The sequence below is a fragment of the Ewingella americana genome (assembly GCF_006438725.1).
Classification (GTDB): domain Bacteria; phylum Pseudomonadota; class Gammaproteobacteria; order Enterobacterales; family Enterobacteriaceae; genus Ewingella; species Ewingella americana_A.
Window position 1 is genome coordinate 236191 of sequence record NZ_RCZD01000006.1, and the last position, 26667, is coordinate 262857.

Genomic DNA, 26667 nt, shown 5'->3' on the forward strand with positions numbered 1-26667 from the left:
GTGGAAACGTAAAAAGGGCGCATCTGCGCCCTTTTCATTACTGCATTCTACAAAGAATTACAGGATTTCCAGCAGCTCAACTTCAAAAGTCAGCGCACTGAAAGGTGGGATGGACGCGCCAGCGCCACGTTCGCCATAAGCCAGGTTATGAGGGATATACAGCTCCCACTTAGAACCGACGGGCATCAGGGTCAGCGCTTCAATCCAACCTGCGATAACACCGCTGACCGGAAATTCTGCTGGCTCGCCGCGCTGTACGGAGCTGTCGAACACGGTACCGTCAATCAGTTTACCGGTGTAGTGAACACGCACGCGGTCCTGACGGCCTGGGATCGGGCCTTCGCCCTGGGTGATCACAGAGAATTGCAGACCCGATTCCGTGCTGGTGACGCCATCACGCTGGGCGTTGGTGGTCAGGAACTCCTGGCCTTCCACTGCCAGCGCTTCCTGACGCTCACGGCGCACTGCATCAGCACGTTCGTGAACTTCACGCAGCGCGCGGTGAACCACATCAACCGGAACTGCTGGCGTATTCCCTTCCAGCGCATCGCGTAAGCCTGCCAGCAATGCGTCAGGCTCTAAACCCTGTAAACCTGATTCCTGCAATTGTTGACCGACCTGCAAGCCGATACCGTAACTTGCCTGCGCTTCTACGCTGTCAAATGAAGGGGTTGTCATGGAGTTTCCTTTAGTCTTTAAATAAGTCGAACGCGCAGCATAACAGCGCGTGGCTTTTGGGTAAAATTCTCTATAGTGCAAGGTGACACTTGCCGCAGTTCTGCAGGAAACAGATCGGAATTATGTTATTCATTGCGCATTAAGGGACCGCTTACGTGCTATTGGTGCTTTGTTCCTTTTCGCATCAAGCAGTTAACCCGCTATACTTACCGGGAAAATCCGACAGAATAATCGGGTATGATTTTTTTCTGTTTACTTGCAGTTGTGCGTAAGAAAGAGAGGTTGTCATGGGCAGAATCCCGCCCAGGAGAAGGAAAGCCATCCGTATTTATCAACCCATGTTGAGATCCTGGATTGCCATTATGAAAAGGCCGATGCGTGACACTACGCCGCTGTCTGAAAGCGACGAATCCCAAGAGCAGCCGCCAGTGCAACCATCAATGATGAGTAAAGCCAAAGCGCTGGCCTGCAAAGCCTGGCACATGAGCGATGATTTTAACTGGATGTCGCCACTGCCGTACACTCATCGCCGCTGGATAATCGTCAGCGTACTGGTGATGATATTAGCGTTACTGTGGCCTTATTCGCCACCGAACAGCTATTCGCCGTCACAACCGCAGCAACCGGCATCGATTCCAATGCAGGCTGATCTGAGGAACGAGCAGGGGCGTACCACACAACTGGCGCAACCTCAGCCACAACAGCAACAGGCGGCCACTGAGCCGCCTCAGCCAATTGCGCAGGGGAACTGGAAAAGTTACCGAGTTCAGTCCGGTCAGACGCTGGCGCAGTTGTTCCGTGACAATAATCTGGCCGTTGGCGAAGTGTTTGCGATGGCACAAGTCGAGGGCGATCAAAAACCGCTGAGTAATCTGAAGGCCGGGCAGGAAGTGAAGATACAGCGCAATGCGCAGGGTGCCGTGACGTCGCTGCAAGTAACCAATGAACAGAACTCGACGGTGCTGTTTACCCGCCAGGCTGACGGCAGTTACCAGCGCAGCCGCTAGCTATTCATGCGCAGTATTTTAGGCAATATGCGGCTTCGGGACTTTTTTTGCATTTCCAGAAAAGCAAAACGCCGGCACAAGGCCGGCGTCTCACGGGTTTACTTCAGCGTAATTACGCTTCAGAAACCACTACGACATTCAGTTTAGCGAATACGTCGCTGTGTACCTGGAACTCAACTTCGTGTTCACCAGTGGTACGCAGAACGCCATTCGGCAAACGAACTTCGCTTTTTGCAACTTCAACGCCAGCTGCAGTCACTGCGTCAGCAATATCGCGAGTACCGATAGAGCCGAACAGTTTACCTTCGTCGCCTGATTTAGACGAGATGGTGACTGAACCCAGTTCATTGATTTTAGTTGCACGAGCTTCTGCAGCGCCCAGAACGTCAGCCAGTTTGGCTTCCAGTTCTGCACGACGTGCTTCGAAGAACTCAACGTTTTTCTTGGTAGCAGGAACAGCTTTGCCCTGTGGTACCAGGAAGTTACGAGCATAGCCCGCTTTAACGTTAACTTGATCACCCAGGCTGCCCAGGTTTGCTACTTTATCAAGCAGAATAACTTGCATTACCTTAACCTCTCAAAGTCGTTTATGGACAGTGGCCTATTACTGATGACGATCAGTATATGGCAACAAAGAAAGGTAGCGAGCACGCTTGATACAACGAGCGAGCTGGCGCTGGTATTTTGCACGAGTACCGGTAATACGGCTCGGGACAATTTTACCGCTTTCGGTAACGTAGTTTTTCAGCGTAGCGATATCTTTGTAATCAATCTCTACAACGCCTTCCGCGGTGAAACGGCAGAACTTGCGACGACGGAAATAACGTGCCATTAGGCTAGTCTCCAGAATCTATCAATTCAATCTGCTCGGCATGTAACACCACTTTGTTCAGTCCATTGCGCCCTTGATGGCAACTAATGAATCCAGAAACAGTGAGTTGCGTGCCGACCGTTATACTGTGAGTTAATGCTTGTGACGCTTGTCCACTGACAACCACAGGCATTCTGCACCATGTTTGTCGGTTAAATCCGGCCTCCTGCTGCTGCGAGCGATGCTCTAGCACGAACTGGCAGTGAGGAATGCCCGAAGGACTGACTTTACGAATGGGGGTCTTGCACACTGTGCCGGACAACACCAGACGATTCGCCGTCACGGCAATTACTCTTCAGAATCCCCAGCTTCGGCATCATCATTAGCTTCGGCGAAATCTTCACGACGATCACGACGTTCGTCTTTCGCTTTAACCATTGGAGATGCTTCAGTTACCGCGTGTTTTGTACGCATAACCATGCTACGGATAACGGCGTCGTTGAAGCGGAAGTTTGTTTCCAGCTCATCAATCGCTTCCTGCGGGGCTTCAACGTTCAGCAGAACGTAGTGAGCTTTGTGCAGTTTGTTGATTGGATAAGCCAGTTGACGGCGGCCCCAGTCTTCCAGACGGTGAATCTGACCAGCAGCGTTAGTGATTACTGCACTGTAACGCTCGATCATGCCCGGAACCTGTTCGCTTTGGTCAGGGTGTACCATAAATACGATTTCGTAATGACGCATAGAATTGCTCCTTACGGATTATTCAGCCTCCTGTCAGGGTCAACCGCGGCCCATGGAAGCAAGGAACGTGTTATGTGTGCGGTCGAAAAAATGACGCGCAATTATATGTACAGCCTGTGGGGAATTCAAGGAATAAGATTGATTAATTATCTCGAGGCCAGCCGACCCGTTTTCACAGGTGACGACGGAAGAAAGCCGTGGCTTCGGTCAACGCATGAACACTCACTTTGTGTTTCATGCCCGGCTCAGCAATAAACGTCAGATTAGCGTCATGCCCGCTGGCGACCATCTCTTCACGCAGTCGCTGACTTTCGCCAAAGGGCACAACGTCATCGGCTTCTCCGTGCCAGACAAACAGCGGACGTTTGGCTAACTGCACAGTTTTGCCGCTGATATCCCAGCTCAACAGCGGCGCATGGGCAAGTTCGAAAGCGTCACGCTGCGCAACATCTTCAACGTCATAAGCCGGGAAAAGGTGTTCCGATAATGCAGTAAAGTAACCCGACCCCATAAGACAGGCGGCAACTTTTATCCACGGAAAACGCACCAGAGAGGCCATGGTGGTCATGCCCCCCATTGATACGCCCCCTACCCCCAAACGATGAACGTCGGCCAAACCACGACTAACAAAAGTCTGTTGGAGTATCGCCAGTTCATCGACATTGCTTTGCAAAATATCCCAAAAAGTGGCCATAAGCCGCGCTGCATCACCGTCGGCTCTGGCGCCATGCAGCGGCGCATCCGGCAAAATCACCCGAAACCCCGCCTGCGCCAACATATAGCCAAAATAAGAGTAGATTTCTTTCGACGAGGTAAACCCATGGTAGAAGAAAATGGTCGGTAGCGAATGATGATACTGCCCCGCAGGAACCGCGTGGATCACCTGTATTCCCTCCACTTCTTCCTGATACATCTCAATCATCAGACCCACTCCCGTTTCAATCAATGGGGATAAAAACCCGGCAAGAGCGCTATTTTATCCTCATTGGCAAAAGCTACCACTCCCATTTTGGCATGATTTATAACCCATTATTCAAAATCGACGCTTTTACGCCTTGCCGATTTTAAATCGAATTCACATATTTATTTTTATCACTTTGACTGAAATCAATTTTTGAAGAAATAAGCGGTTACATTTGATCGTTAATCCTTTCCCGTTTTCCGCCGTTATTGCGCTATCAGAAGTTAACGGAAAAAACATGAATATGGCATCAATACGTTCATTTCGTCGCTGGAGCATAGGCGCAAAACTGGCCAGCATTGCTTCCCTGCTGGTAGGAACCTTATTTATTATTTTCACTTTGTCACTGACCCACTCCGCCGGGAAGCAAGTCAATGCGCTGGCGGTGAACGCGATTTCTGAACAGGTCACTGGCGTGGTAGACATGATCGAAATGGTTAATGCCAGCCTGAATGCCGAAGTTGACAACTACACGCGTTTATTCAGCCATTTCCTGCCGGAAAATTTCGAACTGGATACGCGTAATCCCGTCATGGTAGGCGATCAGTCTTCGCCGGTGATCAAAGCAGGCGGTAATACGCTGAATTTGGACAGTAAAATCCCGGATGATTTTCTGGCACGTACGGGGGCGATTTCAACAGTGTTCGCCCGGCGTGGCGATGATTTCATTCGCGTGACGACCTCGCTCAAGAAACAAGATGGCACCCGCGCCCTCGGCACGCTGCTCGACAACACCAGCCCGGCATACGTGAGGATAATGTCAGGACAATCCTTTAGCGGGCTGGCCACGCTGTTCGGCAAAAAATACATCACCAAATATCAGCCGGTGCGCGACGCCCAGGGCAGCGTGATCGGTATTCTGTTCGTTGGTGTCGATATCACCCAGGAATACGCCAACCTGCGGGTCAAGATCCTGTCGAAGCGCATCGGTGGCCAGGGCTATTTCTTCGTGCTCAACAGCGCGCCGGGCAATGATCTCGGCAAGTATTTGGTACATGCTACCGACGAAGGTAAAGCACCATCGTGGCCTGAAGGCGTGTTGCCAGAGGTGATGTCACAACCGCGCGGCGAACGTGAATACACCGATGCATCCAGCCAGCACCAACAATTTATTGTTTATGCCAATGTGCCCGCCTGGCACTGGGTCGTCGTCGGCAGCACCGATAAAGACAGCCTGATAGAGCAGGTCAACAACTCGCGAAATCATTTCCTCATGATAAGTCTGTTGGCGCTGGCCTGTTTCGCAGCGCTATTTATCTGGCTGACCCGCAAACTGGTCAGCCGACCGCTCAGCGACGTGGTACACATCGCCCAGCAATATGCCAGCGGTGACCTCCGCGCGCGGGCACAAACCCAGCGTATCGATGAGATTGGCGCACTCATGCATGCCATCGACGGCATCGGGCACGGATTGGAGAAGATTGTCGGCGAGGTGCGGCTAGTGTCGTCTGAAATCATGCACAACACGCAAGGGCTGGCGTCTGACAGCGATCAGATCAATCAGCAGGTCGGCACACAGGCCAGCAGTTTGGAAGAAACATCAGCCAGCATGGAACAGATCACCGCCACGGTTCAGAACACGGCAGACAACGCCACACAGGCCACGCAGTGGGTGCAGCAGACCGACACTGCGGCAACGATCGGCGCCGACGCGGTGAATCAGTCTGTCGAAAGTATGGAGGCCATCAGACACGCCTCAATGCGTATTGCGGACATCACGACGGTCATTGAAGGCATTGCCTTCCAAACCAACATCCTGGCGCTTAATGCCGCCGTAGAGGCTGCCAGAGCCGGTGAGCATGGGCGTGGTTTCGCCGTCGTGGCCGCAGAGGTCCGTGCGCTGGCGCAACGCAGCTCAAACGCGGTGAAAGAGATCGAAAATCTGGTCGCCGATTCTCTGAGCAAAGTGGAAGACGGCCATCAGAGCGCGGCCAAAACCAAGGAAAATATGAGCAATATCCTGCAAGGGATCCGTCAGGTGAAAGTACTGATGAGCGATATTGATGTGGCGTCCCACGAGCAGTCATCGGGGATTTCACAGATGAACATTGCCATCATGCAGATCGGCAAAGCGACGCAGGAGAATGCCACGCTGGTAGAAAACTCACAGCAAACGGCGGCGGCGCTCAGTGAGCAGGGTCGCCACCTTGCACAACTGGTCAGCGTATTTAAAATTTCCGATCGATAACAGAGTGAGTCGCGCGGCAATAACCGCCGCGCAGACTCGCCAGCCGGCCAGTGAAAGAGCTACACTCTGGTTATTACCCTTTTACCGGATCTCACGATGAAACCACTCAGAATTCCTGCCCTGGTGTTGTTACTGGCTGCACTCAGCGGATGCAGTAATATGATGCAAACCACCCCCGTCCCACCTCCGGCACCCACGGCAAAAGCGCAGGAGATCACCCGGGCGCAGACGTCGACGTTAACCAAAATAGGCAACATTACTGCTGAGGCTATCGGTAGTCCGATGGACGTCGAAGCCGAGATCAAACGTAAAGCAGAGGCCGCCGGCGCGCATTATTACGTGATCATGTTTAACAGTGAAACCATTGTTCCGGGCCGCTGGTATTCCCAGGCCACGCTGTACCGTTAATCCTTATTCAGCCCCGATCGCCCTGTTTAACAATTGCTGACATAGCCTTTCTGGCAGCAGAGTTTCTCCGCGCTCATCCAGCACCATCCTGCACCACGCGTCCGCCATCGGCGGCGGGGAAAACTCCAGCATCTGTGCAGCAGTGCATAAGTTGAAAATTTGTGACGTCAACCAGCGCGCCTGTGCTTCTTCCGGCGCACGTAAACGCTGTAGCAGCTGACGCGACGCGCGATCGAATAAGCGGTTTTGACCCCGTGTCTGATGCACTATCTGCTGTAACATTTCAGCGGCAGCGGGCAGTTTTTTCAGCGTGCGCAGCACATCGAGACACATGATATTGCCTGAACCTTCCCAGATACTGTTCACCGGCATCTCGCGGTACAGGCGCGGCAGTTCATTTTCTTCGCAATAGCCAATGCCCCCCAGCGCTTCCATGGCCTCAGCGACAAATGGCATCCCCTGGCGGCAAACTTCGAATTTAGCCGCCGGGGTCAGTAAACGGCTCAGTACCTGCTCGCCGGGGTTGTGAGGCGCACCGGTCGCGGCTGCCAGCCGCATCAATATTTGTGTCTGACCTTCGAGACGCAGCGCCATTTTGCTCATGACCTGGCGCATTATCGGCTGTTCCACCAGCGCCTTACCAAAAGCCTGACGCTGGAAGACGTGATAGAGCGCCACCGACAGCGCTCGGCGCATCATGGCATGGCTGCCCAGCGCGCAGTCAAACCGCGTATGAGCGCCCATCTGCAGAATGTGACGTATGCCCTCACCTTCCTCGCCCAACAGCCAGGCGGTAGCATTGCGGAACTCCACTTCGCTGCTGGCATTGGACCGGTTCCCCAGTTTGTCCTTCAGCCGTTCGATATGAATGGCATTGCGTTCGCCATCCGGTAAAACGCGCGGCAGGAAGAAGCACGACAACCCGCCGTCTGCCTGCGCCAGAACCAAATGAGCATCGCTTTGCGGAACGGAGAAAAACCACTTATGACCGATCAGCCGGTAGGCTTTGCCGGGGCCGCGCCCTTCCAGCGCAGTGGCCCGCGTGGTGTTACTCAGCACGTCTGATCCGCCCTGTTTTTCCGTCATCCCCATACCAATCAGCACCCCTTTTTTCTGCGCGCCGGCGTGTAAATGCGGATCATAGCGGTCAGAGAGCAACGGCGTCAGCCAATGACTGAATTCAGCCGGAAGAGTTTTCTGGAGTAACGGAATCGCGCCGAAGGTCATGGTTATCGGGCATAAAGTGCCCGCCTCAACCTGCGCGTGCAGAATAAAACGGGCGGCGCGGGCAACGGAAGACCCTATTCTGGCCTCCTCTTCCCACGGCAGATTATGCACCCGGTTGGCAATCAGCCCCTGCATCAGCAAATGCCAGGCCGGATGAAAACGCACCTCATCAAGACGCTCACCGGTGGCGTCAAAACGCAGCAGTTCAGGCGGGTTAGCGTTGGCCAGTCGCCCGAGCTCCAGAGACTCAGCCGAACCAAGCTGCTGGCCGAGTGAAGCCAGGACATCAGTATCCCATCCGGCCTGCTGGCGGTTCACGGCTTCGCGCAGCGGCGAGTCGGAGAGAAATAAATTGCTGTTACTTAGCGGTTTAGGCTGATTAAAAACCCGATGTGTTTCCCATTCCATAATGTTCTCCCTGCCGGGTTGTTAAGGGCAAAATCACGATGGGATCAAGTATGGTAAAAATTGAGGGATTAACAGGCGGATGGATCACAAAGGCGGGAATGTAAAACGGGAACCCTGAGGCTCCCGTTTTGGTATCAGACAGAGTGTGCCTGAAATCAGGCTTTCAGTGCCCGCTGACGCACGGCTTCAAACAGACAGACGCCGGTCGCCACAGAGACGTTCAGGGAAGAGACAGAACCGGACATCGGGATGCTGATCAACTCGTCGCAATGTTCACGGGTCAGACGGCGCATACCTTCGCCTTCTGCGCCCATCACCAGCGCCATCGGGCCGGTCATTTTGCTCTGAAACAGAGTGTGATCCGCTTCACCGGCCGTGCCGACGATCCAGACATTGTGCTCCTGCAACACGCGCAGAGTACGGGCCAGATTGGTCACGTTGATCACCGGCACGTTTTCCGCAGCACCGCTGGCGACTTTTTTGGCGGTCGCATTGAGCTTGGCAGAACGGTCGCGCGGCACAATCACCGCATGCACACCGGCCGCATCGGCAGTACGCAAGCAAGCCCCGAGGTTATGTGGATCCGTCACGCCATCCAGCACCAGCAGGAACGGGCTGTCTAAGCTTTCCAGCAGCGCAGGCAGGTCATTTTCCTGATACTGACGCCCTTCGCGCACGCGGGCAATAATCCCCTGATGCACAGCGCCTTCGGACTTCTCGTCCAGCCACTGGCGGTTCGCGACCTGAATCACAATACCGCCGGCTTCCAGCTCATCGATCAGCGGCTTCAGACGTTTGTCATCACGGCCTTTCAGAATGAACACTTCCAGAAAGCGCTGCGGATCGGTGTCGAGTAAGGCTTTAACGGAATGAATACCGTAAATAATTTCGCTCATGATGCTCTTTAAAATAGACTTGCGGACAGCATGCTGTCCGCAATTTAACTAAGGTTGCGGGCGATTCTATCATCGACTGAAAAAAGCATCAGTGAATAAATCATCGCCCGGAGCCGTGAGGCAAAGGCCGTTAACTCTGTTCCGGCTTTTTCTTTGCACGTTTGGCTTTGGTGGCTGACGCGATTTTTTGCGTCTGGTCAGAAGGCTTTTTGACTTTCTTCGGTTTGCCATCTTTGCCGACTGCACTCACCGCTTTCTCTTTCTTCGGCTTGGCGGTCTTGGCGGGTTTTGCCGCTTTCACATCGTCTTTACGGAATGCACTGTCTGGCTCGAAATTCGCACTTTTCTTACCAGTACGACGACGCCCAGCGTTGGCAGGGCCGTTCGGACGCATAGTACGCTCACCCGGATTCTTAGCACGATCGCGGGCCGTTTTGCCTTCACCGCGTGGCTTGCGGCTGCTGGAAACCAGCGCGAAGTCGATTTTACGCTCGTCCATGTGCACAGCTTCAACGCGGATCTCAACAGTATCCCCGAGTCGATAAACCATCCCGGAAGACTCGCCGACCAAACGCTGGCCGATGTTGTCATAACGGTAGTAGTCGTTATCCAACGTGGAGACGTGAACCAGACCGTCGATAAACAGATCATTGAGCCGCACAAAGAAACCGAAGCCGGTAACGCTGGCGATGATGCCGTTGAAAACTTCGCCGACGTGATCCTGCATGAAGTCACACTTCAGCCAGTCAGCCACGTTACGGGTCGCTTCGTCCGCACGGCGTTCTGCCATCGAACAATGCTCGCCCAATTGCAGCATGTCATTATATTCGCTATGCCAGCCGCCAGTTGGCGTCCAGCGATCTTTCAACGTGCCGTGCTCTTTCGCCAACAAATACTTGATGGCGCGGTGCAGCGCGAGGTCAGGATAACGACGGATTGGTGACGTAAAGTGACCGTATGACTGGAGGGCCAGACCGAAGTGACCGCGGTTTTCCGGGTCATAAATCGCCTGTTTCATCGAACGCAGCAGCATGGTTTGCAGCATTTCACGATCCGGGCGATCTGCCAGTTCATCCATAATTTTGGCGTAATCTTTTGGCTCAGGCTTCAAACCGCCGCCCATCACCAGACCCAATTCCCCCAACACGCTTTTCAGCGCCGAGATGTGATCATCGCTTGGACGGTCATGAACACGGAACAGCGCAGGCTCGTTGTGTTTTTCAACAAAGCGTGCCGCCGCGATGTTCGCGAGGATCATGCACTCTTCAATCAGTTTGTGAGCGTCGTTACGCACGGTCGGTTCGACACGTTCGATACGGCGTTCAGCGTTGAAGATAAATTTGGCTTCTTCGGTTTCGAAAGCAATACCGCCACGCTCTGCACGCGCCTGATCCAGTGCTTTGTACAGAGTGTGAAGCTCCAGCAGGTGCGGCACCAGCGGGTTGTAATGCTCACGCAGCTCTTCGTCGCCTTCGATAATGCGCCAGACTTTGTTGTATGTCAGGCGGGCGTGAGAACTCATCACCGCTTCATAGAATTTCGAACCGGTCAGTTTGCCCTGCGCAGAAATGGTCATTTCGCAGACCATACAGAGGCGGTCAACCTGCGGGTTGAGCGAGCAAAGGCCGTTGGACAGCACTTCCGGCAGCATCGGCACAACCTGCGACGGGAAATAGACGGACGTCGCGCGGCTGCGGGCTTCGTCATCAAGTGCAGTGCCAGGGCGGACATAGTAGCTCACGTCAGCAATGGCAACCCATAAGCGCCAGCCTCCGCCGCGTTTTTTCTCACAGAATACGGCGTCATCAAAGTCGCGGGCATCTTCACCATCAATGGTGACCAGCGGCAAGTTGCGCAAATCAACGCGGCCTTTTTTGGCCTCTTCCGGTACCTGCTCGCTCAGGCCTTCAACCTGTTTAAGCACCTGCGGTGGCCAGACGTGCGGGATTTCATGGGTGCGCAGTGCGATATCGACCGCCATGCTGGTGCCCATTTTGTCGCCGAGTACTTCGACGATTTTACCGACCGCTTTAGTACGGCGCGTTGGCCGTTGAGTCAGCTCAACCACGACCATATAGCCCATGCGCGCGCCGTTAATGGCCTCGGCCGGGATCAGGATATCAAAGCTCAGACGGCTGTCGTCCGGTACCACAAAACCGGCACCGGCATCCGTAAAGTAACGGCCAACGATCTGGCTGACTTTAGGCACCACGACGCGAACGATACGGGCTTCGCGGCGGCCTTTGCGGTCAGTACCAATAGGCTGCGCGAGTACCACGTCACCGTGGATACACATTTTCATCTGTTCAGCAGACAGATAAACATCGTCTTTTTTCACGCCTTCAAGACGCAGGAATCCGTAACCGTCACGGTGACCGATTACGGTGCCTTTCAGCAGGTCAAGACGTTCTGGCAGCGCATAGCACTGGCGGCGGGTGAAGACTAACTGGCCATCACGCTCCATGGCACGCAAGCGGCGGCGCAAGGCTTCCAGCGCTTCTTCTCCCGATAAATTCAGTTCATTACCCAACTCTTCACGGCTGGCTGGGGTTTCACGTTTGGCGAGATGCTCAAGAATAAATTCACGACTCGGAATGGGTGATTCGTATTTTTCTGCTTCTCGTTCCAGGAATGGATCTTGTGACATAGCGGTTCCTCCGTTGTCATCAGCAGTTTGTTGAAACTCTTTCATTCAACAAGCAATAATTTGTAGAGCGGTGAATTGTCCCTGACCATGTCAGCCAGAGTGTATTCATTCAGCTCATCAAGAAAATGTTCAACAGCAGTATGTAATACCTGCTTAAGTCGGCAAGCGGGCGTGATATGGCAGAAATCCCCTGCGCAATTCACCAGCGTCAAAGGTTCAAGTTCACGCACCACATCACCAATACGGATGGTTTCAGCGGGTTTACCCAGCTTAATACCCCCGTTCTTACCCCGTACCGCAGTGACCAACCCGGCCCGGCTTAACTGATTGATGATTTTCACCATATGATTTCGCGATACACCATAGACCTCGGTGACCTGCGAAATGTTGGTCATCTGATTATTTGGCAACGACGCCATATAAATCAGTGCCCTCAAACCATAATCAGTAAAACTCGTTAACTGCACACATACCTCTGGGTGGTAGTTTACCCGGTCTTTCTACGTCAACTATGACAACAGGGTGAAGAAGATTGTTTAAATTTGCTATTAGATGATAAACCAGCCACGAAGTTTGCGGCTAATCATTTAGATAGTGGATGCTTTATGGAAAGTAAACAAGCGCAGGCGGGTAGAAAAAAACAAACCGGGCATGAGGCCCGGTTTGGATTCTATTGCGGCATTTGCAGCCAACAGACGAGTCTGTTATGCGTCAAACGGGTCGCGCAGGATCATGGTTTCGCTACGATCCGGGCCGGTAGAAATGATATCAATCGGCACTTCAGTCAGCGTTTCGATACGCTTGATGTAGTCACGTGCTGCTTGTGGCAACTTATCGACTTCTTTCACGCCAAAGGTGGTTTCGGTCCAGCCCGGCATGGTTTCGTAGATTGGCTCGATACCTTCCCAGCCTTCTGCTGCCAGCGGTGTCGTCGTCATTTCGCGGCCATCAGGCATGCGGTAACCGATACACAGCTTCACTTCTTTCAGGCCGTCCAATACGTCCAGTTTGGTCAGACAGAAACCAGACAGGGAGTTGATCTGCACGGAGCGACGTACTGCTACGATGTCCAGCCAGCCACAGCGACGGCTACGACCGGTGGTCGCACCAAACTCGTTACCTTGCTTACGCAGGAACTCGCCGGTTTCATCGAACAGTTCAGTGGGGAACGGGCCTGCACCCACGCGGGTGGAGTAGGCTTTCACGATGCCCAGCACATAGTCGACATAACGTGGACCAATACCAGAACCGGTAGCGACACCGCCTGCGGTGGTATTGGAAGATGTTACGTACGGATAGGTACCGTGGTCGATGTCCAGCAGAGTGCCTTGTGCGCCTTCGAACATGATCAGATCGCCACGCTTACGCGCGCCGTCCAGCAGTTCGGACACGTCAACCACCATCGCAGTCAGGATGTCGGCAATAGCCATCACATCATCAAGCGTTTTCTGGTAATCAACCGCTTCCACTTTGTAGTAGTTCACTAACTGGAAGTTATGGTAATCAACGATTTCTTTCAGCTTGATAGCGAAAGTTTCTTTGTTGAAGAGGTCACCAACGCGCAGACCGCGACGGGCAACTTTATCTTCATAAGCCGGGCCGATGCCACGACCGGTAGTGCCGATAGCTTTATCGCCACGCGCTTTTTCGCGCGCCATGTCCAATGCGACATGGTAAGGCAGGATAAGCGGGCAAGCTTCAGAGAGTAACAGACGTTCGCGTACAGGGATGCCACGAGCTTCAAGTTCGCCCATTTCTTTCATTAAAGCGTCAGGCGCCAGCACAACACCGTTGCCGATGATGCTAATGACGTTTTCACGCAGAATGCCAGAAGGAATTAAATGAAGAACGGTTTTCTCACCGTTAATAACCAGAGTGTGACCGGCGTTGTGACCGCCCTGATAGCGCACAACATAATTAGCCCGTTCAGTCAGCAGGTCGACGACCTTGCCTTTCCCTTCATCACCCCATTGAGTGCCGAGTACGACGACGTTCTTACCCATCTCAAGAATCACCAGGTTGCTTAAAAAAGGATTCTAACATCTCAATCCTGTGTTTCCAGTACTTTTAGCATACGGTTGCGTGAAAAATTTGGAATACGTGCTACGCATCAAAGCAAGAAGTGACAGCGATTAAGTAACAAACCCTCAACCGCCGACCTGATTACGCAACATGTAGTAAATTACGAAGCCGGCGACCACAAGTGCCCCTCCAAAGCGACGTAAAACAGTGTCGGGCAACTGAGTCATAGATTGGATCATTTTTCTCCATCCTTTCGGATAAAGCATCGGCCCCAAACCTTCCAGAACCAAAACCAACCCCAAGGCTAACCAAATACTCGAGTTCATTTTGCGGTTTCTCAGTGTGCTTATTGGGTCCACATAAAACAAAAGGCCCGGTTAAGGGCCTTTTGGCTAACGACAAACCATTACGGTTTGGTTTTATCCGGCGACTTCATAAAGCGGAAGAAGTCGTTGTCCGGGCTCATCACCATCACGTCGTTACCGCTGCTGAAGCTCTCTTCATAAGCACGCAGGCTACGGATGAAGGCATAGAAGTCTGGATCCTGGCTGAATGCATCAGCAAACAGTTTGGCCGCTTCTGCATCACCTTCACCGCGGGTAATACGCGCTGTACGTTCAGCTTCTGCCACAGTACGGGTTCTTTCGTAGTCAGCTGTTGCACGCAATTTCTCAGCTTCTTCCAGACCCTGAGAGATGTGGCGCAAAGCAACCGCATTACGTTCAGCACGCATACGATCGTAGATTGCGCTGGACACTTCCTGCGGCAGGTTGATTTGCTTGAGACGAACGTCGATGACCTGAATACCCAGAGCCGCCATGCTGTTCGGGTTCACCGCAGGCTGTTTGCCGTTGGTTTCCTGCTCAACACGTTTGGCCACGGAGGCAATCGCGTCATCAGCTTCTGTCGTGGCTTCCACTTCTTCAGCCGAGCCGTTGTTCAGCGCGTCACGAACATCCAGCGTCAGACGACCACGGGAGTCGGTCACGATGTCTTTCACGTCCAAACGGCCGATCTCAGAACGCAGACGGTCACTCAGTTTACGTTTCAACAGCACTTCGGCCTGAGAGACGTCACCGCCGCCCGTTGCCAGATAGTAACGGCTGAAATCGCTAATACGCCATTTCAGATAGGAGTCAACGATCAGGTCTTTCTTCTCGCTGGTCACGAAGCGGTCAGCCTGGTTGTCCATGGTCTGAATACGCGCATCCAGAGTTTTTACTGATTCAACAAAAGGCACCTTGAAGTGTAAACCTGGCGCATAAACCAGCGGTTTGTTTTCGCCGTCACGAAGGACTTTGCCGAAACGCAGAACGATGCCACGCTCGCCTTCCTGAACGACAAACAGTGAAGCATAAAGCGCCACCAGCACCACAACGACGATAAGTAAAAATGACTTACGCATTGTTATTCTCTCCCTACGCGAAGTGTATCGTCACGCTGTGCATCAGCACGGCGTTGGTCCATGACACTGCCAGACGAACGGGAACCGCTGTTATTGGCACTGCTGTTGTTCAAATTACCCAGTGAAGTCGACGATTTAGGTGGCAAAAGCCCGCCCTGATCGCTCCCTTTACCTGCTGCGGCGTTACCGCCACGCAACATTTGGTCCAGAGGCAACATCATCAGATTGTTGCTCTTGTCGCTCACCAGAATTTTGCGGGTATGGCTGAGAACATTTTGCATTGTTTCGATATACAGACGCTCACGGGTGATTTCCGGTGCGGCTTTATATTCAGGCAACAATTTGGCGAAACGCGCCACTTCACCCTGTGCTTCCAGAACGGTACGATCTTTATACGCTTTAGCATCTTCGAGCTTACGTTGTGCTTCACCATTCGCCTGCGGCTGAATCTGGTTGGCATACGCTTCTGCTTCACGGATAGATTGTTGTTCTTTCTCACGGGCGGCAATCGCATTATCGAAAGCGGCTTTCACTTCTTCAGGCGGACGTGCCGTCTGGAAGTTAACGTCCTGCACCGTGATGCCCATTTTGTACGGGCGAATAGTTTCTTCCAGTACACGTTGGGTATCACTACGGACCGTGGTACGGCCTTCGGTCAGGATCTTGTCCATGGTGTACTTACCAATAACACCACGCAGCGCACTGTCCGTCGCCTGGCTCAGACTGTCATCAGCATTGGCTACGCTGTACAGGTAAGCTTCTGGATCGGTGACGCGGTACTGCACGTTCATCTCAACGCGCACAACGTTTTCATCGGAAGTCAGCATGACGCCAGAAGCAGCCAGCTCGCGGACAGATTCGACGTTAACTGCACGAACCTGATCGACAAAGGTAGGCTTCCAGTTCAGACCCGGCTGGACCAGATGACTGAATTTGCCGAAACGGGTGACAACCCCACGTTCGGCTTCTTTAATGGTATAGAAACCACTGGCAGCCCAGATCACCACCACCGCAACCGCAGCGATGCCAACAATACGACCACTCATACTATTTTGCGGACCCGATGCATTACCGGTTCCGTTACCGTTGCCCGATCCTTTACCGCCGAAACCACTCAGTTTTTTACTGAGCTTACGGAAGATGTCATCCAGATCCGGCGGGCCCTGTTCTCGGCCACCTTTGTTGTTATTACCACCAGAATTATTTCCACCAGAGTTGCCGCTATTATTGCTGCTGCCCCAGGGGTCGCGGTCCTGTCCGTTATTACCGGGCTGATTCCACGCCATGTTATAGCTCCATTATTCTATGATTGGTGTTCTTCAGGCCAAATCAGACAGGTTCTGGTTGCGGACATAACCACTCAGTTCCTGCTCTTGTTTGCAGAGGCGGTGCCAGTCAACAATGGGCATTCGCACCATGAGACCGATACTTCCATCCTCTTCAATCCATTCTTTTTCAATCGCCTGAAGCTGGTAAAAACGGCTACGAAGGCGGCCTGCTTCTGGTGGCAAACGCAATTCATGCTGCGCTATTTCACCCGAGAGACGCTCCGTCAACGCCTGGAATAACAACGAAATACCTTCACCGGTCACGGCTGAAAGCCAGACCCTGATCGGTAAATTCTCCTCGTTGCGGTCAATACGCGGGACAAAGTCATCCAACATATCTATTTTGTTCATCACTAACAGCACAGGGATATCATCTGCTTCGATCTCTGCCAGCACCGTATTCACCGCGTCGATATTTTCCTCAACGCGAATATCCGCTGCATCAATGACATGCAGTAACAGTGTTGCCTGTCGGGTTTCCTGCAATGTTGCTTTAAAAGCAGCAACCAAATCGTGGGGCAGGTGACGAATAAACCCTACGGTATCCGCCAGCACCGTTTCTCCGACATCTGCCACCATAATGCGGCGCAGCGTTGGGTCTAGGGTGGCGAACAACTGATCGGCCACATAAACGTCAGCCTCAGTAATACGGTTGAACAGCGTGGATTTACCGGCATTGGTATAGCCGACCAGTGAAACAGTAGGGATATCAGCGCGCATTCGCGAGCGACGGCCCTGTTCACGCTGTTTGGCGACTTTCTCAAGCCTGCTGAGGATCAACGTGATCCTGTCGCGCAGTAAGCGACGGTCGGTTTCGAGTTGGGTTTCCCCTGGACCTCTGGCACCGATACCGCCCCCCTGACGCTCAAGGTGTGTCCAGCCGCGAACCAGTCGGGTAGCAATGTGGCGTAATTGCGCCAATTCTACTTGTAACTTACCTTCGTGAGTTCGTGCACGCTGAGCAAAGATATCTAAAATTAATCCGGTACGATCGACCACGCGACATTCGCACAGCGCTTCCAGGTTTCTCTCCTGGGCAGGTGTCAGTGCATGATCAAACAGGATAACAGACGCGCCAGTTGCTTTAACGGCATCTGCAATTTCTTGGGCCTTTCCTTCACCGACAAAGTATTTAGGGTGCGGAGCCTTACGGCTACCAGTGACGACTTGCAACGTCTCTACACCTGCAGAAGATACCAGCGATTCGAATTCGCTCAGGTCCTCTGTGTCTTTGTCTCGCGAGAAATAGATATGAACCAGTACGGCCTGCTCACCGGCTTCATAACGGTCAAACAAGCTGGTGACCTCTCATTTGGGATAAAACCGCCAGCCGGGGGCCCATAAGCATAATCGGAATACTTATGAACCCCGTCGTGGTTGACCAACAATGCGCTTTATTCAGCGTCATCGCTGTCCTGCTGCGGTTGCGCAGAAGGCGTACTACCTTGATGATAATTGCTGGTACCACCACTGCTTGGATTATTACTATGGTGAGAAACCGGGCGGGAAGGCACAACGGTGGAGATCGCGTGTTTATACACCATCTGGCTTACCGTGTTCTTTAACAGAATGACAAACTGATCAAAAGACTCAATCTGGCCTTGCAGCTTAATACCATTCACCAAATAAATAGAAACCGGAACACGTTCGCGACGCAATGCGTTCAGGAACGGATCTTGCAAAGATTGCCCCTTAGCCATTCTATCTTTTCCTTATTAGTTTGTTGTTTGTAACTTTGAGCCTAGAGGCTCGAAAATAAAACACATCAAAAATTTGCGCGTTGAGTACTAATCAATTGTACACAATCACCCAACCTATGCACTAACAACCTGAATTACACGGCGTAAGGCTTCGTCTGGCTTTTCACTGTCCAGCCATTCAACCCCCTCCCAGCCACGTAACCATGTCATCTGACGTTTGGCCAGCTGTCGTGTCGCGCAAACACCACGATAAACCATCTCATCGTAATCGGTTTCACCAGAAAGATATGACCACATCTGGCGATAGCCCACACAACGCATGGAAGGCAAGTCCGTATGCAAGTCGCCCCGAGCTATCAGCGTTCTTACTTCATCTTCAAAACCGTTCAAGAGCATCTGACTAAAACGCTGTTCTATACGTTCATGTAACAACTCACGCCGGGTCGGTGCAATCGCAAACTGATGCACGGAGTACGGCAGCGATTCACCCGAAACTTTAGTCAGTTCCGTTAAAGTTTTACCTGAAATATAAAAAACTTCCAGTGCTCTGGACAGTCTCTGCGGATCATTCGGATGAATTCGCACTGCCGCTACGGGATCTATCTCACGTAATTGGTCATGAAGGCTGTCCCATCCGTGCTCTGCTGCCTGTGTTTCTATGCGCTGGCGAATAGCCGAATCCGCTGGGGGCAACGGCGAAAGGCCTTCTAATAGTGCTTTGAAATACATCATCGTGCCACCGACCAGCAGCGGAATTTTATTCCGAGCGGTGATCTCAGCCATCTCGCGTAAAGCATCAGCCCGAAAATCAGCCGCTGAGTAAGCTTCGCTTGGGTCGAGAAGGTCGATCAACCGGTGCGGTGCCTCACGTAATTCTACTTCGGTCGGTTTAGCCGTGCCGACATCCATGCCGCGATAAATCAGGGCGGAATCCACGCTGATGATTTCGACAGGAAGATGCTCAAGTAATGAGATCGCCAAAGCCGTTTTACCAGAGGCTGTCGGCCCCATAATGAAGATCGCCGGAGGTAAAGAATATGTATTCAAGTCAGTCACGCTTAAACGCCGCCAGAGCAGGCTGTAAATCAACAGGTTGCAGAAGACCAGACGGAGGCGATTTCACCAGTTGCGGGCAAAGACGCTCTACGTCCGTGAGTAATTGTATCGCTTGCGAGATGTTCCAGACGTCGTGATCGCTGCCAATGTGGCGGGCAAACCACATGGCTACCGCATCAGAAGTCACCTCCTGCTGAACAGCAAGGTAGCCTAACAGGTCGGGTATCAACTTTTGTAAATTTTGTTGGCGTAAAGGTAAAGGTACTGCGCGCAATGTCACATGCTGGTGATCAACCATCATCTCCAGGCCCGATCTTTGCAACAACGCCTGATGCCGGGTAAAAGCGGCACTTTCTTCTTTGGTTATCTGTAGCTTAAGCGGAATAAGTAAAGGTTGCGGACGCAGTCCCTCTTCCGGCGGCGTTAATTGCGCCCTTTTAAGCCAGCGCTCTGCCACCGGCAGCGATAACAGCACCAGCTGTTTTCCCCGCTCAAGCAGGGCATATTCCGGCGCGCATACCGTCAGGACACGTCCGAAGCTCTGGCTGTGTGAATCAAGCGCCGATTCTGGCAACGAGTTATGCGAAATTTTGGCCGGCAGCGTCGCTGACGGTTCCTCTACTTTCAGCGACTGCGCGGTCGATTGCAGCAAGCGCTGATACACGTCGCCCTGCGGCGGAGTATAAGAGGGTTTGTCATCTTTATACGCAGGCTCACGTGGCTGGCTGACACGCGAGGTCTCAGGAAAGACGTTTTCCCGCGACGGTCGTGGTGCAGCTTCCCGCTTAGCGGCCGGTTGAGAGAAGTGGTTCCCTCCCGCAGCCTGGCGGTTTTCAGGTTGCCAGCGCGGCACATCAATTTCCACACCGTCTTCATCGACTGCCGTTGCAGCGAGCAGATCAGGTTTGGCGGCCTGCTGCAACACCGTCATCACAGCCTGATAGATAAAATCATGTACTAAGCGCGACTGATGAAAACGGACTTCATGTTTGGCCGGATGAACATTCACATCCACCTGATGCGGATCGACGTCCAGATATAGCACGTAGGCAGGCTGCTGATCGTCTTTCAGCTGATCCTGGTAGGCCTGGCGGATAGCATGGTTAATAAGACGATCTTTCATCATGCGATTATTGACGTAGCAATACTGCATGTCACTCAGGCTGCGCGATCCAGCCGGATCAGCGACCCAGCCACGGATCCCCAGATCGCCATGCTCCCACTTCACCTCAAGCGCGTGCTGCACAAAGGTCGGGCTACAGATCGCCGCCAGTCGCCGCGATGATTGTGCCGGATCGGTCACTGGGCGGTATTGCCGCATCAGTTTGCCGTTGTGCGTGAGGTTAATGGCCACGTCAAAACGAGCCAGTGCAATGCGCCGGACCACTTCGTCAATATGAGTAAATTCGGTTTTCTCGGTACGCATAAATTTGCGACGGGCGGGTGTGTTGAAGAACAAATCCAGCACTTCGACCGTAGAACCCTGCGGATGCGCCGCCGGTTTGACCGTCACGGCCATGTCGCGGCCTTCGGCGTAAGCCTGCCAGGCTTCGGGTTGTGTTGCAGTACGCGACGTCAGCATAAGACGTGATACCGAGCTGATACTGGCCAGCGCTTCGCCGCGAAAACCGAGGCTGACGATTGCCTCAAGGTCATCGAGGCAGCTGATTTTACTGGTGGCATGACGAGCAAGCGCCAGCGCCAGCTCGTCTTTAGCAATACCGCAGCCGTTATCACGAATGCGGATAAGTTTGGCACCGCCGCGATCGATATCAATGTCTATGCGCGTTGCCCCCGCGTCCAGACTGTTCTCCACCAACTCCTTCACCACCGAAGCCGGTCTTTCCACCACTTCACCCGCCGCTATCTGATTGGCTAATTGCGGGGGCAGAACCTGAATCGACATAACGGCTCCAGAGATAAAGTGTCACAATCCGCCGGAATTAACGACACGAATTATGACTGAGGAATGGTTAAGGTTTGGCCGAGTTGTACCTCGCCAGATTTCATATGATTGGCCGTTTTGATGTCATTCATACTGACACCGTATTTCGACGCAATTGCCGACAACGTATCGCCCCGGGTGACTTTATGCTTCGCTGCTTTCTTTTTAGCCACCGTGGTTTTACTGACCGCCGCCGTTTTCTGGCTATTGGCCGCTACGGCTTGGGTACCCGCAGGCACTTTCAACCGCTGACCGACCCACACGCCGTCTTTCTTCAGCTTGTTCAGGTCACTCAGCGCGCCCGCCGTGGTGCCATAGTTTACGGCAATTCCGATCAGCGTTTCGCCACGTTTTACCTGGTGAATCTGCGTTGCGCCGCCCGAGGCTGCCGTTGCTTCAACCGGCCCAGGCTGGCTCATTGAACTGTTGCTACCAGCGCCGCTGTCAACCGCCGTTGCTGAGGCCAGCAGCGGTCGGTTTTCGACCTTTGGGCCGGATTGCAACGGATGTGACAGGAAATAATTGCGCAGGCCAGAGTAGATGGCCTGCGCAATTTTGTCCTGATACGCACTGCTTCCAAGCAGCCGCTCCTCATTACCATTACTGATGAAGCCGGTTTCCACCAGCAAAGAAGGAATATCCGGTGAACGCAATACACCCAGGCTGGCATGTTCAGGTTTGGCTTTGTGCAATGCACCGACGCGGCGCAGCTGAATCAGCACTTTCGACGCCACGTCATAACCCACACGCTGGGAATGACCAAACTGTAAATCCAGCACGGCCTGACTTAAGTAAGGGTCAGCGGCGGTGTTCGCCAGCATGTCACCGGCACCACCCAGTAACTCCGATTGCTTCTCGTGCTGCTCCAGCCAGTTACCCATTTCACTGTTGGCGCGACGGTTGGAAAGTACCCAGACCGAGGCGCCGGTGGCACTGCGGTTTGGCGCAGCATCGGCGTGAATAGAAACCAGCACGTTCGCGCCTTTTTTACGCGCCACGTCAGAACGGCCCATGACCGAGATAAAATAGTCACCATCACGCGTCATCGCCGGTTTAAACATCGGATCGGCATTCAGTTTGGCTTCCAGTTTGCGGGCGATGGCAATCGTAACATTCTTCTCTTTCAGGCCATTGCCACCGATAGCGCCCGGATCCTGACCACCATGACCGGCATCGATAGCCACAATCACCTGATTATCATTGCTGCTGCCACTGGTTCTGGGGGTGGGGGTATTGTCCGAGGCCGGACCGCTGGTCACTGCCGTCAGTTTGCTGCCCTCAAAAGGGTTCGATACATTATTTTTCGCCGTCAACGCCGCATTCGGCGAGGGGGTAGAAGTGACCGTATTGAGAGAAGCGGAACGTCGCGCTGACGGCGTAGTGACAGCGCCCATGGTGAACGTCACGCTATTTTGATCAGTAACCGCGTTGGTTTTCACTTTTTGCGTCAACTCAAATACCAGCCGCTGGCTTTGGGCATCCTGCGCATTACTGGCACGTACCCGCTTCACCAAATTCTGACCGTTAAAGTTCAGCGGCAGACCTTTCATCACGCCGCTTTGCTTGACGTCGATCACTACCCGCTCAGGGTTATGCAGCGGGAAGAAGGCGTAGTCGGGCTTACCATCAAAAGTAATGGTAATCGTTGATTGAGTGGATCCGTTGGAAACATTGATGTTTTTCATGCCCGCTGCCGACGCAGGCAATAATGTCACGGCAGCAAACAGCAAAATTGACGATAAAAATAGCGTCGTGGTAAGGAAAATCTTTTTAAAGCCGTTACTCATCGCGCGATCATCCTTGCTGTTGTACCAGATGCAATAGGCTAATTCCTGAAGCAGAAACCGCTTTCAGCGTCGCTACACGCCCATCCTGCTGATATTCCAGCGTTAATTCAATATCAGGCTCAGGCAAGACGCCAGCGCCCTGCTGCGGCCATTCCACCAGACAGATGGCGTCCTGAGCAAAATAATCACGAATGCCCATAAATTCCAACTCTTCCGGGTCCGCAAGACGGTACAGATCAAAATGGTAGACCACCATCGGATGTAACTGATAAGGCTCCACCAGCGTATAGGTCGGGCTTTTTACATTGCCCTGATGCCCGAGCGCCTGAAGAAATCCACGGCTGAAAGTGGTTTTTCCGGCGCCTAAATCGCCGAAAAGATGAATAACTGTCGCACCAGTGCACGCTTTGGCCAGTGTTGCACCCAGTTTAAGCGTTGCCGCTTCGTCCGGCAGAGAGAGTTGTAGTTGATTCATTTGGTGATATCTTTTTTTTCAGGTCAGGATTAACTAACGGGGCAATTACCGCTAAAAGATCAGTCGCCAGCATACCGCGCGTCCCTTGGTAAAGGGCTATCTGGTCAGCGGCTGCGCCGTGCACCACCGCACCCGCACAGGCTGCGTCAAACAGTGAAAGTTGCTGCGCTAACAACCCGCCAATGATACCAGAAAGCACGTCACCCATGCCGCCGGTAGCCATTCCTGCGTTGCCAACATCAGCTAACGCCATCGGGCCACTCTCGTGAGCAATCAGGGAGCCAGCGCCTTTAAGCACCACAACACCACCGTAACGTTCAGTCAGTTTTCGCACTGCAAGTAAGCGGTCACTCTCAATATCGTTCACTGAACATCCCAACAAACGCGCCGCTTCGCCGGGATGAGGCGTTAACACGCGATTTTGCCGCTTCTGCGGTGTGATTGCCAGCAAGTTCAGCGCATCCGCATCGAACAGGGCCGGTTTTGTACTCTCAACCACCTGTTTGAATGCCGCCTTGCCCCAGGCTTTTTGGCCCATCCCTGGCCCCACGACCACCACATCGGCCCACTCCAGGCCGTCTGCCAGTGATTTTTCGTTCAATTCCTGCACCATCAGCTCAGGTCTGGCGGTCAAAAGCGGCCCGACATGTTGTTTGTGAGTAAGTACTCGCACCATGCCTGCTCCGGCGCGCAATGCCGCCTCGGCAGCCATTCGGATCGCACCTGCAAAGCCGGTATCGCCACCGACCACCAGCAGATTACCGTGATCACCCTTGTGCGAGCATGGTCGGCGCGGGTGTAACCAGTCGCCAAGCTGGGCGGCGTCAAGCCGCTGTAAAACCGCAGGGTGCCCGCTCAGCCAGCGGTGCAAACCAAGAGCGTCGCAATATAATTTGCCAACGTAGTCACGTGCTTTACCGGTCAATAAACCCGGCTTGAGTGCGATAAAGGCCATCGTCACGGCGGCATATACCGCGTTACCCGGCACGGTACCCGTTTGTGCATCAAGTCCCGAGGGAATATCCAGTGACAATACCGGTGCACCAAAGGCGTTGATAGCCGCAATCAGGGTGTCATAAGGTGGCCGTGGCGCGGAGGTTAAACCGGTCCCGAGCAGTCCATCAATAATCAAGTCAACGTCTGGCGGCCAGTGCGCATCGTCGGCACCCACGGAACCACCGGCGTTAAGCCACGCGTCCTTCGCCAATTGGGCTTCTTCGGGTAAGGACTTATCGCTTTTGACTGCCAGCAGCGTCACCTTTACACCGGCCGCATGCGCGAGCCGTGCCACCTCATAACCATCACCACCGTTATTGCCATGCCCGCACAACACCAGCCAGTGCCGCGCAGTCGGGAAGGCCGATCGTGCCAGATGAAATGCCGCAGCCGCAGCGCGCTGCATCAGCGTAAACAAGGAGATACCCGTTTCCTGCGCCGCCTGGCTTTCCACCTGCCGCAGCCAGTCCGCAGAAAAGACAGAATGTGGTAAACTTAGCGCGTTACGTTTTTCACTTTGGTTAGTCATGACACTCCCTCTTGATCTCATTCAACTGGCCCAGCTTATCAAGCAATGGGGCCAATCTTTTGGCTTTCAGCAAGTCGGCATCTGCGACACAGATCTGTCCACTGAAGAGCCAAAATTGCAGGCATGGCTTGATAAACAATACCATGGCGAAATGGAATGGATGGCCCGCCACGGTATGCTGCGCGCGCGACCTCACGAACTGCTGCCGGGCACATTACGGGTGATCAGCGTTCGGATGAATTACCTGCCTGCCAACGCCGCTTTTGCCAAAACGCTGAAAAACCCTGAACTGGGTTACGTCAGCCGTTACGCCCTCGGGCGCGATTATCATAAAGTGTTGCGGCAGCGCCTGAAGAAACTCGGCGACAAAATTCAGACCTGGTGCACTGAACATGCTGATTCGCAAACAGTTGATGGTCAGGAAAAGCATGGCACAGAAATCACTTTCCGGCCTTTTGTCGATTCGGCCCCGATTATGGAGCGTCCGCTGGCGGCGAAAGCAGGCATTGGATGGGTTGGTAAACACTCACTTATTCTCAACCGTGAATCCGGCTCCTGGTTTTTCCTTGGCGAATTACTGATTGATTTGCCTCTGCCTGTCGATCAGCCGCAGGAAGAAAAATGCGGTAAGTGTGTCGCCTGCATCACAACCTGCCCGACCGGCGCCATTGTCGCGCCTTATACTGTGGATGCCCGCCGCTGTATCTCCTACCTGACGATTGAACTGGAAGGAGCCATCCCGGAAGAATTCCGTCCACTGATGGGTAACCGCATCTATGGCTGTGATGATTGCCAGCTTATTTGTCCATGGAACCGTTATTCACAGCTGACTGACGAAGAAGATTTCAGCCCGCGTGCCGCCTTACATGCGCCGGAACTGATTGAACTGTTCGGGTGGAGTGAGGAGAAATTCTTACGTATAACAGAAGGTTCGCCTATCCGCCGCATCGGTCATTTACGCTGGCTACGGAATATTTCTGTCGCGCTGGGCAACGCACCCTATGCTGAAAATGTGCTATGGGCACTGCAAACACGGCAAGGGGAAAATAGTCTGCTGGATGAGCATATCGAGTGGGCTATAGCGCAACAGCTGGGAAGGCGCATTGAAAATCAGGTTGAAGTGCAGTCTTCACAGACGAAACGGCTGATTAGAGCAGTAGAAAAGGGTTTACCGCGGGATGCATAAAGCGGACGGTTAAAACGTTACAATGCCACTTTTTTATCTGTGCATAAAAATAAAAATGCTTTGGCAATCAAGTGCAAAAAAAAGAGCAAGAGATCGTCATAACGTTTCGATATAAATATTTTTTGTTAAAATTCAGTAATTTATTTTTTGACAATCTTTATCGCCCAGAAATCACACAGTGCAAAAAGTAAACTAAAACTGTGGATAAGTCTGTTCAAAAAGTTACTACAAAGAATGTAAAGTGATGACGTAACGCGCCTGCAAGT

25 protein-coding genes are annotated in these 26667 nt (G+C 53.0%); 4 read left to right on the forward strand and 21 right to left on the reverse strand.

All coding sequences use genetic code 11. From position 1 onward, the window contains the following. Positions 1 to 57: 57 nt before the first annotated feature. A complete protein-coding gene (gene fklB, locus EAH77_RS13385) occupies positions 58 to 678 on the reverse strand; it encodes an FKBP-type peptidyl-prolyl cis-trans isomerase (RefSeq protein WP_140473309.1) in 621 nt (206 codons plus the stop codon). Positions 679 to 965: 287 nt separating this feature from the next. Here fklB and EAH77_RS13390 point away from each other — a divergent pair, with 287 nt between their 5' ends. Continuing rightward, positions 966 to 1685 carry an OapA family protein gene (locus EAH77_RS13390; RefSeq protein ID WP_140473310.1) on the forward strand — a complete coding sequence of 240 codons (720 nt, stop codon included), beginning with the start codon at positions 966 to 968 and terminating at the stop codon, positions 1683 to 1685. Between the two features lie 112 nt (positions 1686 to 1797). Here the strand turns inward: EAH77_RS13390 and rplI are convergent, their stop codons facing one another. The 5 genes from rplI to yjfP all read right to left on the reverse strand — a co-directional run bounded on the left by rplI (position 1798) and on the right by yjfP (position 4159). Then, complete coding sequence (gene rplI / locus EAH77_RS13395; RefSeq protein ID WP_140473311.1) at positions 1798 to 2250, reverse strand: 50S ribosomal protein L9; 453 nt, start codon at positions 2248 to 2250, stop codon at positions 1798 to 1800. A gap of 39 nt (positions 2251 to 2289) precedes the next feature. Next, positions 2290 to 2517 (reverse strand): 30S ribosomal protein S18, encoded by a 228-nt coding sequence (gene rpsR, locus EAH77_RS13400; RefSeq protein WP_004392491.1) that lies wholly within the window; start codon positions 2515 to 2517, stop codon positions 2290 to 2292. A gap of 4 nt (positions 2518 to 2521) precedes the next feature. After that, a complete protein-coding gene (gene priB / locus EAH77_RS13405) occupies positions 2522 to 2839 on the reverse strand; it encodes a primosomal replication protein N (RefSeq protein ID WP_072158217.1) in 318 nt (105 codons plus the stop codon). Between the two features lie 5 nt (positions 2840 to 2844). Further along, positions 2845 to 3237 (reverse strand): 30S ribosomal protein S6, encoded by a 393-nt coding sequence (rpsF, locus tag EAH77_RS13410; protein WP_013573776.1) that lies wholly within the window; start codon positions 3235 to 3237, stop codon positions 2845 to 2847. Positions 3238 to 3409: 172 nt separating this feature from the next. Continuing rightward, positions 3410 to 4159 carry an esterase gene (gene yjfP / locus EAH77_RS13415; protein WP_140473312.1) on the reverse strand — a complete coding sequence of 250 codons (750 nt, stop codon included), beginning with the start codon at positions 4157 to 4159 and terminating at the stop codon, positions 3410 to 3412. 277 nt (positions 4160 to 4436) lie between these two features. On the opposite strand from yjfP, the gene EAH77_RS13420 reads away from it, so the two are divergent. Together EAH77_RS13420 and bsmA are read left to right on the forward strand one after the other, a co-directional pair. Further along, a complete protein-coding gene (locus EAH77_RS13420) occupies positions 4437 to 6386 on the forward strand; it encodes a methyl-accepting chemotaxis protein (RefSeq protein ID WP_140473313.1) in 1950 nt (649 codons plus the stop codon). A 96-nt stretch (positions 6387 to 6482) separates the two neighbouring features. Continuing rightward, the gene (gene bsmA, locus EAH77_RS13425; protein WP_140473314.1) at positions 6483 to 6794 is read left to right on the forward strand and encodes a biofilm peroxide resistance protein BsmA; all 312 of its coding nucleotides are present in this window, start codon (positions 6483 to 6485) and stop codon (positions 6792 to 6794) included. Between the two features lie 3 nt (positions 6795 to 6797). Here bsmA and EAH77_RS13430 read toward each other — a convergent pair whose 3' ends face one another. The 15 genes from EAH77_RS13430 to nnr form a co-directional block, all read right to left on the reverse strand. Further along, complete coding sequence (locus tag EAH77_RS13430) at positions 6798 to 8429, reverse strand: isovaleryl-CoA dehydrogenase (protein WP_140473315.1); 1632 nt, start codon at positions 8427 to 8429, stop codon at positions 6798 to 6800. Positions 8430 to 8584: 155 nt separating this feature from the next. Continuing rightward, positions 8585 to 9325, reverse strand: a complete 741-nt coding sequence (gene rlmB, locus EAH77_RS13435) for a 23S rRNA (guanosine(2251)-2'-O)-methyltransferase RlmB (RefSeq protein WP_140473316.1) — start codon at positions 9323 to 9325, stop codon at positions 8585 to 8587. Between the two features lie 130 nt (positions 9326 to 9455). Continuing rightward, the gene (gene rnr / locus EAH77_RS13440) at positions 9456 to 11972 is read right to left on the reverse strand and encodes a ribonuclease R (protein ID WP_140473317.1); all 2517 of its coding nucleotides are present in this window, start codon (positions 11970 to 11972) and stop codon (positions 9456 to 9458) included. A 41-nt stretch (positions 11973 to 12013) separates the two neighbouring features. After that, entirely contained in the window at positions 12014 to 12439 is a 426-nt protein-coding gene (gene nsrR, locus EAH77_RS13445; RefSeq protein WP_140473318.1) for a nitric oxide-sensing transcriptional repressor NsrR, read from the reverse strand. A 237-nt stretch (positions 12440 to 12676) separates the two neighbouring features. Next, positions 12677 to 13975: an adenylosuccinate synthase gene (locus tag EAH77_RS13450; protein WP_140473319.1), complete on the reverse strand. Its 1299-nt coding sequence runs from the start codon at positions 13973 to 13975 to the stop codon at positions 12677 to 12679. A 144-nt stretch (positions 13976 to 14119) separates the two neighbouring features. Continuing rightward, positions 14120 to 14320, reverse strand: a complete 201-nt coding sequence (locus EAH77_RS13455) for a DUF2065 domain-containing protein (RefSeq protein WP_140473320.1) — start codon at positions 14318 to 14320, stop codon at positions 14120 to 14122. An 80-nt stretch (positions 14321 to 14400) separates the two neighbouring features. After that, positions 14401 to 15399: a protease modulator HflC gene (gene hflC / locus EAH77_RS13460; RefSeq protein WP_140473321.1), complete on the reverse strand. Its 999-nt coding sequence runs from the start codon at positions 15397 to 15399 to the stop codon at positions 14401 to 14403. A gap of 2 nt (positions 15400 to 15401) precedes the next feature. Continuing rightward, entirely contained in the window at positions 15402 to 16685 is a 1284-nt protein-coding gene (hflK, locus tag EAH77_RS13465) for an FtsH protease activity modulator HflK (protein ID WP_140473322.1), read from the reverse strand. A 33-nt stretch (positions 16686 to 16718) separates the two neighbouring features. Further along, positions 16719 to 18023: a ribosome rescue GTPase HflX gene (hflX, locus tag EAH77_RS13470; RefSeq protein WP_140473323.1), complete on the reverse strand. Its 1305-nt coding sequence runs from the start codon at positions 18021 to 18023 to the stop codon at positions 16719 to 16721. A 98-nt stretch (positions 18024 to 18121) separates the two neighbouring features. Next, complete coding sequence (gene hfq / locus EAH77_RS13475; protein ID WP_140473324.1) at positions 18122 to 18427, reverse strand: RNA chaperone Hfq; 306 nt, start codon at positions 18425 to 18427, stop codon at positions 18122 to 18124. A gap of 114 nt (positions 18428 to 18541) precedes the next feature. Continuing rightward, positions 18542 to 19438, reverse strand: a complete 897-nt coding sequence (miaA, locus tag EAH77_RS13480; RefSeq protein WP_431306770.1) for a tRNA (adenosine(37)-N6)-dimethylallyltransferase MiaA — start codon at positions 19436 to 19438, stop codon at positions 18542 to 18544. A 37-nt stretch (positions 19439 to 19475) separates the two neighbouring features. Further along, positions 19476 to 21389: a DNA mismatch repair endonuclease MutL gene (gene mutL / locus EAH77_RS13485; RefSeq protein WP_140473326.1), complete on the reverse strand. Its 1914-nt coding sequence runs from the start codon at positions 21387 to 21389 to the stop codon at positions 19476 to 19478. Positions 21390 to 21439: 50 nt separating this feature from the next. Then, entirely contained in the window at positions 21440 to 23215 is a 1776-nt protein-coding gene (amiB, locus tag EAH77_RS13490; RefSeq protein WP_140473327.1) for an N-acetylmuramoyl-L-alanine amidase AmiB, read from the reverse strand. Positions 23216 to 23222: 7 nt separating this feature from the next. Beyond that, positions 23223 to 23690: a tRNA (adenosine(37)-N6)-threonylcarbamoyltransferase complex ATPase subunit type 1 TsaE gene (gene tsaE, locus EAH77_RS13495; protein ID WP_140473328.1), complete on the reverse strand. Its 468-nt coding sequence runs from the start codon at positions 23688 to 23690 to the stop codon at positions 23223 to 23225. Beyond that, positions 23644 to 25215 (reverse strand): bifunctional ADP-dependent NAD(P)H-hydrate dehydratase/NAD(P)H-hydrate epimerase, encoded by a 1572-nt coding sequence (gene nnr / locus EAH77_RS13500; protein WP_140473329.1) that lies wholly within the window; start codon positions 25213 to 25215, stop codon positions 23644 to 23646. Before nnr ends, tsaE begins: the two co-directional genes overlap by 47 nt. Here nnr and queG point away from each other — a divergent pair. Then, positions 25214 to 26401, forward strand: coding sequence for a tRNA epoxyqueuosine(34) reductase QueG (gene queG / locus EAH77_RS13505; protein WP_140473330.1), 1188 nt, complete (start codon positions 25214 to 25216; stop codon positions 26399 to 26401). The genes nnr and queG overlap by 2 nt on opposite strands. Positions 26402 to 26667 lie beyond the last annotated feature (266 nt).